Annotated in this window: 14 protein-coding genes and 1 pseudogene; 9 read left to right on the top strand and 6 right to left on the bottom strand. The window is 67.1% G+C overall.

Annotated features, from left to right (window positions below; genetic code table 11):
- The coding region (locus tag VH499_RS06085) for a hypothetical protein (protein WP_332051805.1) at positions 1-285 on the top strand (285 nt) is incomplete at its 5' end.
- A gap of 179 nt (positions 286-464) precedes the next feature.
- Here VH499_RS06085 and VH499_RS06080 read toward each other — a convergent pair.
- Positions 465-959 carry an ATP-binding protein gene (locus VH499_RS06080; protein WP_332051804.1) on the bottom strand — a complete coding sequence of 165 codons (495 nt, stop codon included), beginning with the start codon at positions 957-959 and terminating at the stop codon, positions 465-467.
- A 68-nt stretch (positions 960-1027) separates the two neighbouring features.
- The gene (locus VH499_RS06075; RefSeq protein WP_332051803.1) at positions 1028-1663 is read right to left on the bottom strand and encodes an OmpA family protein; all 636 of its coding nucleotides are present in this window, start codon (positions 1661-1663) and stop codon (positions 1028-1030) included.
- A gap of 381 nt (positions 1664-2044) precedes the next feature.
- Between VH499_RS06075 and guaD the strand changes: the two genes are divergently transcribed.
- On the top strand, positions 2045-3376 hold the full coding sequence (gene guaD, locus VH499_RS06070) for a guanine deaminase (protein WP_332051802.1): 1332 nt from the start codon (positions 2045-2047) through the stop codon (positions 3374-3376).
- A 440-nt stretch (positions 3377-3816) separates the two neighbouring features.
- On the opposite strand, the gene VH499_RS06065 is transcribed toward guaD, so the two are convergent.
- The 3 genes from VH499_RS06065 to VH499_RS06055 are packed head-to-tail and all read right to left on the bottom strand — an operon-like array spanning position 3817 to position 4892.
- Positions 3817-4317: a hypothetical protein gene (locus VH499_RS06065; protein WP_332051801.1), complete on the bottom strand. Its 501-nt coding sequence runs from the start codon at positions 4315-4317 to the stop codon at positions 3817-3819.
- An 18-nt stretch (positions 4318-4335) separates the two neighbouring features.
- A complete protein-coding gene (locus VH499_RS06060) occupies positions 4336-4665 on the bottom strand; it encodes a hypothetical protein (RefSeq protein WP_332051800.1) in 330 nt (109 codons plus the stop codon).
- Between the two features lie 14 nt (positions 4666-4679).
- Positions 4680-4892 carry a hypothetical protein gene (locus tag VH499_RS06055; protein ID WP_332051799.1) on the bottom strand — a complete coding sequence of 71 codons (213 nt, stop codon included), beginning with the start codon at positions 4890-4892 and terminating at the stop codon, positions 4680-4682.
- 366 nt (positions 4893-5258) lie between these two features.
- Here VH499_RS06055 and ppk2 point away from each other — a divergent pair, with 366 nt between their 5' ends.
- From ppk2 to VH499_RS06030, 5 genes are all read left to right on the top strand, one after another.
- Positions 5259-6059: a polyphosphate kinase 2 gene (gene ppk2 / locus VH499_RS06050; protein ID WP_332051798.1), complete on the top strand. Its 801-nt coding sequence runs from the start codon at positions 5259-5261 to the stop codon at positions 6057-6059.
- Positions 6060-6113: 54 nt separating this feature from the next.
- The gene (locus VH499_RS06045; protein ID WP_332051797.1) at positions 6114-6548 is read left to right on the top strand and encodes a hypothetical protein; all 435 of its coding nucleotides are present in this window, start codon (positions 6114-6116) and stop codon (positions 6546-6548) included.
- 112 nt (positions 6549-6660) lie between these two features.
- Positions 6661-7413: a Crp/Fnr family transcriptional regulator gene (locus VH499_RS06040; RefSeq protein ID WP_332051796.1), complete on the top strand. Its 753-nt coding sequence runs from the start codon at positions 6661-6663 to the stop codon at positions 7411-7413.
- A gap of 103 nt (positions 7414-7516) precedes the next feature.
- Positions 7517-8374 (top strand): amino acid ABC transporter substrate-binding protein, encoded by an 858-nt coding sequence (locus tag VH499_RS06035; RefSeq protein WP_332051795.1) that lies wholly within the window; start codon positions 7517-7519, stop codon positions 8372-8374.
- Positions 8375-8853: 479 nt separating this feature from the next.
- Positions 8854-9231 (top strand): hypothetical protein, encoded by a 378-nt coding sequence (locus tag VH499_RS06030; RefSeq protein ID WP_332051794.1) that lies wholly within the window; start codon positions 8854-8856, stop codon positions 9229-9231.
- On the opposite strand, the gene VH499_RS06025 is transcribed toward VH499_RS06030, so the two are convergent.
- Positions 9170-9697, bottom strand: a complete 528-nt coding sequence (locus VH499_RS06025; protein WP_332051793.1) for a copper chaperone PCu(A)C — start codon at positions 9695-9697, stop codon at positions 9170-9172. The genes VH499_RS06030 and VH499_RS06025 overlap by 62 nt on opposite strands.
- A 117-nt stretch (positions 9698-9814) precedes the next feature.
- On the opposite strand from VH499_RS06025, the gene VH499_RS06020 reads away from it, so the two are divergent.
- Together VH499_RS06020 and VH499_RS06015 are read left to right on the top strand one after the other, a co-directional pair.
- Positions 9815-10120 (top strand): hypothetical protein, encoded by a 306-nt coding sequence (locus VH499_RS06020; RefSeq protein ID WP_332051792.1) that lies wholly within the window; start codon positions 9815-9817, stop codon positions 10118-10120.
- A gap of 181 nt (positions 10121-10301) precedes the next feature.
- Positions 10302-10631: pseudogene (locus VH499_RS06015) on the top strand (hypothetical protein); the annotation flags it as partial.

Below are 10631 nucleotides of genomic sequence, written 5' to 3'. Positions count from 1 at the left end.
TCCCGTGTCCTCTTTCACCGGGAGGTGCGCTTGCATCGGCTCCTTGTCGGCCTCCTGATGGGCGCGACGGTGCTCTCCGTCGCCCGCAACCAGTTCGAGGACCTGAAGGCCGAGCGCGCCGGCGCTCACATCGAGGCCGCCGCCCTGCGCGACTTCTGCAGCATCGAAAGCCCCTCGCCGGACGCCGGGCAGAGCGTGCACGCCGCCATGTTTCCCGATCCGGCGACCCTCGTGGCGGGCGTCGCCGAATGGATCATCGACGCCTACTGCCAGCCGCCGTCCTAGAGGCGCAAGCCACTCTGCTCGAAATCATTTCCTCCCCGGCAAAGCCGGGGAGGTGGCCCGGAGGGCCGGAGGGGTCGTCTTCGCTCGTCGTCGAGTCACGACCCCTCCGCCCGCTGCGCGGGCACCTCCCCGTCGCTGCGCGACAGGGAGGCGCGGCGATGTCGACTTCTGCCGCCCGATCAGGCGGCGTGGACGACGACGTTGAAGCCCTCGTCGCGCCGCGGCGGCACGAAATGGCGCGTGAAGAGCTCGTAGTCCGCGTCGCTCACCTGGAACGGGTGCTCGCCGCCGGCATTGCGCTCGCGCAGCCGCTGACGGCAGACCGCGTCCGGAACGTCGAGCAGATGAAGCTCGTGCGCCGCCCCCGCCTCGGCGATCAGCGCCCGCATCCAGGCGCGGTTGGCGACGGTGTTGGCCGGGAAATCGAGCACCACCGACAGGCCCTGGCGCAGGATCGCGACGACGTGCGGCGCCATCGCCGCGCGCAGCCGCGCCGAGAGGCGCGCATAGTCCTCGATCGTCTTCAACTGGTCGGCGAACAGGGTCGAGGTCCAGTGATCCTCGGCGATCAGCAGCGTCGCCGGCCGCGCCGCCAGCCGCCGCGCCAGGGTCGACTTCCCGGCGGCGATCTTCCCGCAGAGCAGATAGAGGGTCGCGGCACCGGCGGAGTCCATCGCCGGCAAGTATGACAGATGGCGAGGGTGGCCGGCCATGCGGGCCGGCCACCGGTCGCGCAGCGCCGCTACGCGCGTTGCGGCAGCGGGATCTTCGCGTCGGTCAGGTTCTTCACCAGGATCGGAATGGCGGCCGCCGGATTGGTCGTGCACTCGCCCATCGCGCGCGCCGCCTCCTCGTCGATCTGCGAGGTGCGGTATTGCCGGTACCTGGCGCTCAACGCCGCGCAGTAGTCGGCATCGCTCATCTGGCGCATCGCGGCGAAGGAGATCACGACGCTGCGGTTGCGCTGCTCGCTCACATTGTCGGCCGTCTGCACCGGCAGGCTCGTTTCGCCGGTGGCCGAGGTCGTGATCGCACCATCCGGCACGCCTTCGCGCACCAGGGCGCCCCTGACGCTCTCCACGCGACGCTGCGAGAGCTGCATGTTCTCGTCCTGGCCGCCCGTCGTGTCGGTATGGCCGGTCAGCGTGACGCCGCCGCCGCCGGTCTTGTACATGCCGGCGGCCTGGCGGATCGTGTTCATCGACTGGGCCGAGAGCGTGGAACGGCCGGTATCGAAGAACACGGCATAGGTCTGCGGCGCGGCGGTGGGCGCCAGCGACATGGCGGTGGGCGCCGGCGCGGCCGCGGTCGGCTGGTTCTGCTCGCAGGCGCCCAGCAGGAGCATCGCTCCGGCCGCGAGCACTAACGTTCTCAACATGGTCCTCTCTCCATCGATCGTTGTTCGGAACCGGGTGACGCCTACGCTCGGAGGCGCCAGCGCCCCTCGCCAAAGCCATCAAACGGTAACCCGTGTCGGCTTGAGAACTTTGACTCATGTCAATCGTGCCGCCGGCACGGCATCGCCGGTGCGCCTGCTTGCGGGTGCAGCATTGCTCGAGCGTGCGGCCGGCATCGTCGAACGTCGTCGGCATCCCGGCCGTCGCCTGGGTCGGCCCGACCTTTCGCCTGCCGACTCCCCCGACTCGCGGGCATTACCTTAAGATGCCCGCTGGTCCGGGAGGTTGACTAAAGTCAAGTTGAGCCGCCGGAATTCTGGCAACCCGACCGGGCGAACGATCCCTGTCGAGGGAGGCGAAACATGCCTGAAGCGATGCGGGTCCTTCGCGGGCCGGTCCTGACATACACCGGCGATCCGTTCCGGTCGGGGCTCGAGGACACGATGGTCCACGAGTCCGATGCCGTGGTGGCGATGGCCGACGGCAGGATCACGCATTTCGGGCCGGCCGATCGGGTGCTGCCGCAGTTGCCGAAGGGTACGGCGGTCGAGCGCTTCGGCCCGGACAGCCTGATCATGGCGGGATTCATCGACTGCCACGTCCACTATCCGCAGACCGAGATCATCGGCGCCTGCGGCAAGCAGCTCATCGACTGGCTGAACACGTACACCTTCGTCGCCGAGCAGCGCTACAAGGACGCCCGATACAGCGCCGAGGTGGCGGACGTCTTCCTGAAGGAATGCGTGCGCAACGGCGTCACCTCGGCGTCGGTCTACTGCACCGTCCATCCGCAGTCGGTCGACGCCTTCTTCGAGCAGGCCGGGAAGTACGGCATGCGCATGATCGCCGGCAAGGTGTTGATGAACCGCAACGCACCCGAGGCGCTGCTCGACACGACGAAACAGGGCTACGACGATTCGAAGAAGCTGATCGAGAAGTGGCACGGGCGCGGCCGCATGCTCTATGCGATCACGCCGCGCTTCGCGGCAACCAGCACGCCCGACCAGCTCGAGGCCACCGGTGCGCTCAAGAAGGAGCATCCCGACTGCTTCGTGCAGTCGCACGTCTCGGAAAATCGCGGCGAGGTCGCCTGGGTCCGGGAGCTGTTCCCCGAGAGCAAGGGCTATCTCGACGTCTACGACCGGTTCGGCCTCCTGGGCCGGCGCGTGATCCACGGCCACGGCATCTGGCTGACCGAGGACGAGCTGAAGCGCTGCCACGAGACCGGGACGGCGATCGCGCACTGCCCGACCTCCAACTTCTTCCTCGGCAGCGGCTACCTCGACGTCCACAACGCCATGAAGAAGGAGCGGCCGGTGCGCGTCGGGCTGGCGACCGATCTCGGCGCCGGCACCTCGTTCTCGATCCTGCAGACCATGAACGAGGCCTACAAGGCGGCGCAGCTCAACGGCCACGCGCTGTCGGCCGGTCACGCCTTCTATCTCGCCACCCGCGGCACCGCGCACGCCCTCTATCTCGAGGACAGGATCGGCAGCATCGGCGTCGGCATGGAGGCCGACGTCACCGTTCTCGATCTCGCCTCGACGCCGATCATCGATTTCCGCATGAAGCGGGCGACCGACCTCGAGGAGAGGCTGTTCATCCAGATGACCATGGCCGACGACCGGGCGGTGCTGGCGACCTTCGTCGCCGGCAAGCCGGTCTATCGGCGTCCGGCACAGCAATTCGCCTGAAGGCCGTCGTGACGCCCGTTGTCGCGCTCACGCTGGCCATTGCGTGCCGCCCCATCGCGGAGCGATGGGGAGAGACGCGGGGAGAGGGGCGATGCCCGTCTTTCCCCCTCGCGCAACCTCTCCCCCAAGGGGGAGAAGAGGAAGAGGAGTGCCGCGATCATGTTCCTCTCCCCCTTCGGGGGAGAGGTTAGGAGAGGGGGTTGCGATGGTGCAGCGAGCGGGGCTTCGCCCCCTCTCCCCGCCTCTCCCCCTCGCGGGGGCGAGGAGCATGAGGTGCGAGTCGATGCCCTTTGACCCCTCCGGCAAAGCGCGTGCAGGCACGCGCGACACGGGCCACCTCCCCAGCTCGGCCGGGGAGGAAATGAGTCAATCAGAGTCGGTTGCGCTCCGGGACGGCGGAGGATCGTGACCATCGAGTGGATTAGCCGCTCGATCGTCGCTCATCCCTGCGTCGTCACCTTGTCGGCGAGCGGCCGGCTCGCGGCGACCGCTTCGCGCACCGCTGCGCCCTGTCCTGCCTCCTCCTCGGGGTGCCGATCGACTTCGGCCTCGCCGCGCCGCCGATCTTCCACCGGCTTCTCGCTGAGCCCATCCTCGCGACGGGAAAGCTTTTCCAGCGACTCGGCCATCGACGCGACCGGCGTCGAGAAGTCCGGCAACTGGACGAAGGCCAACAACAGGGCGGCGATCCAGAACAGGTGCTCGTGGGTGAACAGCGCCAGCAGGGCGAGGATCGCCACGATCTCCATCTGCACCTTGTTGGTGCGGTGCGCCACCCGCTCGGGCAGCGCATGGAGGTGCAAATAGAGGAGGCCGATGCCGAGCACGATGCCGAGCAGCAGGACGACGGTCACGACGAACAGGACGTCGGTCTGGCCGGGCGCCGTGACGAAGACCGGCAGGTGATCGATTGCGCCGGGGTGCGTCTGTTGACCGTTCATCGACGGAACACCCGGTATTTACCGCTTCGGCAGCTTATCCTGCTCGGCCACGATCGCCCGGTCGATCACCGTGAAGAGGTAGGCATCGGGCGCCAGCGTACAGCCGCCGCGCACCAGCGCCGCGAGCTGCCCGCCGCGATCGTCGGTCGGAAGGACGACGCCGCGATGGCGCGCGGCGTGCTCGGCGAGGAACACGGCGACCTGCCGGCGCGCGTCGGGCGACATCGCCTGCGCCTCGCGGCAGGAGACGTAGGCCGCCTGATCGAACGAGAGCCGGCCGCTCTGGGCGTAGGTCGAGACCGGAAGCGCGGCCAGCGCCACCGTCATCGCAAGAATTTTCCGCATCATGGCAGGCCCCCGTCCTACTCGTCACCGATGGCGCTGCCGCCGAGATAGCCGACGGCGCCGCCGATCAGGCCGGCGCCCACGACCTGGCCGAAGCTGCCGCCCGTCACGAGGCCGATGCCCGTGCCGGCGGCGGCGCCCACGGCCGCGCCCTTCTGCCCGCTGCTCATCGGCCGGTCACAGCCCGCCGTCAGGGCGAGCAGGGCAAGCATCAAACTGATGGTTCGCATACGCATGTTCTTCCCCTCCCAGGGACGCTTTGCACAGGCCCCGCTTGCGACCCGCGGGATCAGCCGCGCGGCCGGTCTTGCGCCGCCCATGCCGGTGCCATGGCCAGCATCATCAATGTCCCGCTGGCGACGGAAGCGATGGACAGCAGCAACGAAAGGAAAGCCAGCGCCTGCATTGGACTCCTCCCGAACCGACAGGAGACACGAGTATCGCGTTGCCCGGCCGCCCTCCTTGACTTTAGTCAACCCGCGGCCGGTTCTTCCGCGCGCCGGAGGTCAGGGTTTGACTTTGATCATGGACAGACGGCCGCGAGCCGCCTTTGCTTGGCTCATCCGGCATGAGCCTCGGAGACGAGAGGGGGGGCGATGTCAAAGAAGGACGGAAACGAAAAGCTCGGCCGCAAGGCCTATGAAAAGGAACTGCGCAAGCTCCAGGAGGAGCTGTGCAGTCTTCAGGCCTGGGTCAAGGAGCACAAGCAGCGCGTCGTCATCGTTCTCGAAGGCCGGGACGCCGCCGGAAAGGGCGGCACGATCAAGACCATCGTCGATCGTGTCAGCCCGCGAGTCTTCCGGGTGGTGGCGCTGCCGGCGCCCTCGGACCGCGAGCAGTCGCAACTCTATCTGCAGCGATATATCGAGCACTTCCCGGCGGGCGGAGAGGTCGTGATCTTCGACCGGAGCTGGTACAACCGGGCGGGCGTGGAATACGTCATGGGCTTCTGCACTCCCGAGCAGCATCAACGGTTCCTGCTGCTTTGCCCGATCGTGGAGAAGTTCATCATCGACAACGGCATAAACCTCATCAAGATCTGGCTTGAAGTCGGCCAGGAAGAGCAGGAGCGGCGCTTCCACGCGCGGATCGACGATCCGATCCGGCAATGGAAGCTGAGCCCGATGGATCTCGAATCGTTCAAGCGATGGTACGATTTTTCCAAGGCGCGCGACCTCATGCTCGAATACACCGACAGCGAGCATGCGCCCTGGTACCTCGTCGATTCGAACGACAAGAAGCGCGCCCGGCTGAACTGCATTTCGCATATCCTGTCGCGCATCCCCTACAAGCGGGTGGAGCAGAAGAAGGTCGAGCTCCCCAACCGCTCGGAGAAGAGGAAGTACGACGACATGGCTTCGTTGAAGGGCCGCAGGTTCGTCGATCAACGGTATTGAGACGCAAGCCGGCGCAGACGTGCGGGCAATCTCTCCATCGCAAGGAGGTTCATCATGCAAGCGTTGCCGACGGCCAAGGATCAGCGGGTCAAGATCGCGAAGGTGGAAGGCGAGAGAGCGTCGGCGATGGCCAAGGCGCAGGCGGCCGCCGAGGCGGAGAAGCGCGCCTTCCTCGACCGGATCACCAAGCCGTCCGGCCTGACCGACGAGCAGGTCCTGGAGAAGGCCGCACACATCATCAATCGCGCGGTCGAGAACGGGCTGACATCGGTCCAGGTCTTTCGCTTCCCCAACCACCTCTGCACCGACGACGGCCGTGCGATCGACCAGCACGAGGCCGGGTGGGAACGGACGCTGACCGGCATTCCCAAGGAGCTTTACGACTTCTGGGAGCGGCAGCTCAAACCGCGCGGCTACCATATCAAGTACGAGGTCATCGACCGGGCCGGCGGCCTGCGCGGCGACGTGGGCGTCTCCCTCAGCTGGTGAAATCGCCTCCGGCAACCACTACATATGGTGCATGGGTCGTAGTCACTGCAAATTGTGTGCGAGACCGTACGGGGAAGAGTAAGGTCGCTCTCTCGCAGCCCGGGGGGGCGACATGGCGACCGCCAACGGATCTGCATTCGTTCCGAGCTCCAGGCTCGCATCCGACGCTCGGCGCGCCAGGCCGCTGCCGTGCCTCGACTGTCCGGTCAAGGCCTACAACGTCTGCAAGCCGCTCGAATACGAACGGCAGAAGCAACTGTTCGAGCTCGGCGTTCAGCAGAGCTGGAAGCGACGGCAGTTCCTCTATCGTGCGGGCGATCCTGCGACCACCCTCTTCAAGATAACGTCGGGCATCGTCGCCGTTTCCAGACCGTTCGCCGACGGACGGCGGCAGATCCTCGGCTTCTTCCTCGCCGGCGAGATTTGCGGGTTCATCGTCAAGGACGGCAAGTATTCATTCGATGGCGAGGCCATAACCGAAGTCGGGACCTGCTCGCTCAATCGCCGGCGGTTCGATGCCTTCGCCGCCCAGCATCGTGACGTCGCCGACGAGATCAGGACAGCCCTCACCGAGAAGCTCCGGCAGACCAGCGAGCACATGGCCGCGATCGGGCAGCTGAGCTCGGCCGAGAGCGTCGCCGATTTTCTCTGCAGGCTCGGCAGCGCCTACAGCGAGCACGCGTTCCAGACGCGGCCTCTCCTTCTGCCGATGACCCGGCACGACATCGCCGAGTATCTCGGGCTCAGGCTGGAGACCGTGAGCCGCGCTTTCTCGAAGCTGAAGAAGCGCGGGATCCTCGACCTCGACGAGGACAAGATCCTGATCCACGACCCGGCACGACTGGCCCGGCTGTCCGGCGCTTGACCCGCTTCGCCATCGGGCGGGCGCGCGGCGCCTTGACGAATGTCAAGGAGACTGGTCGGCTGCGCCGATACGCTGGCCGAGCGACGTCGGGAGGGCGACAACGATGGCGATCAAGAAGCTTGCGGGCACGACGATGCTGGCCCTGGGGACTCTCTGGCAGGGCAGCGTTCTCGCCGGCACCCTCGACGAGGTCCGCGCCAACGGCGCCTTGAGGATTGCCTATCGCGAGGACGCGCCGCCTTTTTCCTACAAGACCGACGACGCCGCCGCGCCGGCGGGCTTCATCGTCGATATCTGCCGCGCGGTGGCGGACGGGCTCGCCAGGCAGCTCGGGCTCGCCGCCCTCAACAAGCTCTATGTGCCCGTCACGTCGGTCACTCGCTTCGACGCGATAACGGACAACAAGGCCGATCTCTTGTGCGAGGCCACGACCCAGACCCTGAAGCGGCGCGAGACGATCAGCTTCTCGATCGCGACTTTCGTCGACGGCGCGAGCTTCGTCATCCAGCCGAGCGGCCCGAAGGACGTCAAGAGCCTCGACGGCAGGAAGGTCGGCGTGCTCGCCGGCACGACCACGGAAGGCGACCTCCGGCGGACGCTGGCGGCGGCGCGGCTCAACACCGAGGTCGTCCTGGCGAAGACCCACCAGGAGGGCTTCGACGGCGTGGCCAGGGGCGACATCGCCGCCTATTTCGGCGATCGCGGCATCCTCACCTTCCTCCTGATGAAGGCGAAGGCGGAGAATGGCCTGCTGCTCGCCGATGCCTACCTCAGCATCGAGCCCTATGCCCTCGGCCTGCGTCGTGGCGACGAGGATTTCCGCCTTGCCGTCGACCGCGAGTTGAGCCGCATCTACCGCTCCGGCGAGATCGTGAAGATCTTCTCGGCGGCGTTCGGGCCGATGGTTCAGCCGTCCCCGGTATTGCAGGGCCTGTACGCGACCGCGGCCCTGCCGCAATGACCCCCCTCCTGCTCCTCGCCCCTCATGCTCCTCGCCCCCGAAGGGGGAGAGGCGGGGAGAGGGGGCGACGTTCCGGTCGCGCCATCACACCCCCTCTCCTAACCTCTCCCCCAAGGGGGAGAGGAACATGAGTCAGGAGCCTCGCCCTTCATGCTCCTCGCCCCCGAAGGGGGAGAGGTGGGGAGAGGGGGCGGCGTTCCGCACGCGCCATCACACCCCCTCTCCTGACCTCCCCCAAGGGGGAGAGGAATATGAGTCGGGGGATGTTTCGTGCCGGCGATTTTGACGCCAAAGGTCAAGATGTTGACGAACAGGGTCAAGGCGAGCGGCACGGCCAATCGATACATGCATTCCCGCCCGGCGGGCGAACCGACAAAAAATTCGCGGCAGCAGACCGTGGTGATCGTTCGTTCGGGTGCCGGCCCGCGTCTCCTTACCCACTGCGGGCCGGCTCCGCACGTCTGCTCCATTGCCTCGCAGTGCCGATACGAACCACCTTCTCCCATGCCGATCGCCTGGCGACGATTGTCGCGGACGGGATCCTCTTTTCCGCCGACATCTCGCAGGCCGTTCAGCTGATCGACGACCATGGCGCCCGGGCCTATGCGAAGCTCGTCGACATCCGCCGGGTCACTCTATGTGTCGCGCCGGCGGGCGACGAAACAGTGGCCGGACTCGCGGCATGGCGCGCGGCGGCGGGCCGGTCCGGCGCGATCGCGGTCGTCGTCGGCCACAACCGTGTGCTCGAGGGAATAGCGCAAGGCTTTGCCGACGAGGGATCGGAGCGGCAGCCGATCAGGATCTTTCGCGACGAGCCGTCGGCCCATGCGTGGCTGGAGACGGCTGCCCGGCCGTGACCGCTTCGGCGGCTGAACCGAGAACATCGCTGCCGACCGGCCCGTAGGCCTTCACCATCAACTCGATCTCGCGGCTGCCGGCTCTTTCGAAGCCCAGCGTGACCGGCACCTTCTCGCCCGGCACGAGCGCTCTCTCCAGCCCCTGCAGCAGCAGGTGATAGCCATGCGGCCTGAGCTCGATCGTCGTCCCGGCGGGCAGGCCGAGGCCGTTGTCGAGACGACGCATGCGGGTCTGCGAACCGACGACCTTGATGCCCTGGATCTGAACCTCGCGTGCGATGGCGCTTCGCGCGGCAGCAAGGCGATCCGCTTCGGCCCCCGTGTTGGCGATCGTCATGAAGCCGCCAGCCTCGAGTGACCCCGCCGCCCCGGTTCGCGCCCACGCGCGGCTGATCGCCAGGCCGCTCGTCCTGTTCGCCGCGTAGCCAAGGCCGGCGAGGCCGCGGACAACCAGAAGCAGGCTCATGGGGCCATTGTCGGCGCCGGCGTCCGGCTGTCGTTGATTTTGGTCAAGGCACGCCGAGGCGTGCCGCGAGTACTCTTGCCTCGACAGCGTGCACGCTCTCCGTCCAGGGTCGTCGTCATGGCACGCGCACCGTTCGACTCGACGCTTCTTCTCCTGGCGTGCCTTGCTCCCTGCGCCTGCGCCGGGCCCGTGCAATGGAGCAAGCCCGGCTCGGACAGCGCGGTCAGCGCCAGGGACACCTCCGATTGCCGCGCCGAGGCGCAGCGCCAGGCCGCGCGCCTCTATCCGGGCTTCGCCTCTCCCTACGCCGCCGGCGCCGCCGTGATGATGTCGCAGCAGCACCTCGATACCGATCGTGCGGTCGCCGAGAGCCATTTCTTCGGCTCGTGCATGGAAGCCAGGGGCTACGTGCGCACGCGATGAACAAGCGCCCGCGCCGGATTTTGACTAAAATCAATGACAGGCGCGCCCGGGACAGCTAGTTAGTGGGCCAGGAGCGCGAGCCGCCGGCTCCCGGGAGCGGCCGGCCTCGCCGCGTCACCATGAAGTCTTTGTGCAGCGACGGGGTGCGGCCAACATCCCGTGAACTCGAAGGAGAACCGCCATGAAGGGGAGAATAGCTCTTGCAGCTTCGATCACCTTGCTTCCGCTCGTGGCCGTCGCCCAGACGCCGACGCCCGGCTTCTATGTCGGTGCGGAAGGCGGCCTGAGCTGGCTGCTGAACACCACGGTCAACACCGCGGGCACGCAGTTCCAGAACGTTCCGATCACGACCCAGACCGGCTGGGCCGCCGGCGGCGTGATCGGCTACGACTTCATCGGTCCGCGCGTCGAGCTGGAAGGCGTCTATCGCGAGAACCAGATCAACTCGACCACGAACTTCGGGCCGCAGGGCGCCGGCTTCTACTCGAGCAAGATCGGCCAGCTCGGCATC

The organism is Reyranella sp. (genome assembly GCF_036558665.1).
Classification (GTDB): domain Bacteria; phylum Pseudomonadota; class Alphaproteobacteria; order Reyranellales; family Reyranellaceae; genus Reyranella.
Note: the sequence above shows the minus strand (reverse complement) of the source record. Positions and strands in the feature narration are given on the sequence as shown.

What these genes read in the sequence shown, in the direction of transcription:
- VH499_RS06080 (WP_332051804.1), bottom strand. Translation starts at nt 959, where the DNA reads ATGGACTCCGCCGGTGCCGCGACCCTCTATCTGCTCTGCGGGAAGATC.
- VH499_RS06075 (WP_332051803.1), bottom strand. Translation starts at nt 1,663, where the DNA reads ATGTTGAGAACGTTAGTGCTCGCGGCCGGAGCGATGCTCCTGCTGGGC.
- guaD (WP_332051802.1), top strand. Translation starts at nt 2,045, where the DNA reads ATGCCTGAAGCGATGCGGGTCCTTCGCGGGCCGGTCCTGACATACACC.
- VH499_RS06065 (WP_332051801.1), bottom strand. Translation starts at nt 4,317, where the DNA reads ATGAACGGTCAACAGACGCACCCCGGCGCAATCGATCACCTGCCGGTC.
- VH499_RS06060 (WP_332051800.1), bottom strand. Translation starts at nt 4,665, where the DNA reads ATGATGCGGAAAATTCTTGCGATGACGGTGGCGCTGGCCGCGCTTCCG.
- VH499_RS06055 (WP_332051799.1), bottom strand. Translation starts at nt 4,892, where the DNA reads ATGCGAACCATCAGTTTGATGCTTGCCCTGCTCGCCCTGACGGCGGGC.
- ppk2 (WP_332051798.1), top strand. Translation starts at nt 5,259, where the DNA reads ATGTCAAAGAAGGACGGAAACGAAAAGCTCGGCCGCAAGGCCTATGAA.
- VH499_RS06045 (WP_332051797.1), top strand. Translation starts at nt 6,114, where the DNA reads ATGCAAGCGTTGCCGACGGCCAAGGATCAGCGGGTCAAGATCGCGAAG.
- VH499_RS06040 (WP_332051796.1), top strand. Translation starts at nt 6,661, where the DNA reads ATGGCGACCGCCAACGGATCTGCATTCGTTCCGAGCTCCAGGCTCGCA.
- VH499_RS06035 (WP_332051795.1), top strand. Translation starts at nt 7,517, where the DNA reads ATGGCGATCAAGAAGCTTGCGGGCACGACGATGCTGGCCCTGGGGACT.
- VH499_RS06025 (WP_332051793.1), bottom strand. Translation starts at nt 9,697, where the DNA reads ATGAGCCTGCTTCTGGTTGTCCGCGGCCTCGCCGGCCTTGGCTACGCG.
- VH499_RS06020 (WP_332051792.1), top strand. Translation starts at nt 9,815, where the DNA reads ATGGCACGCGCACCGTTCGACTCGACGCTTCTTCTCCTGGCGTGCCTT.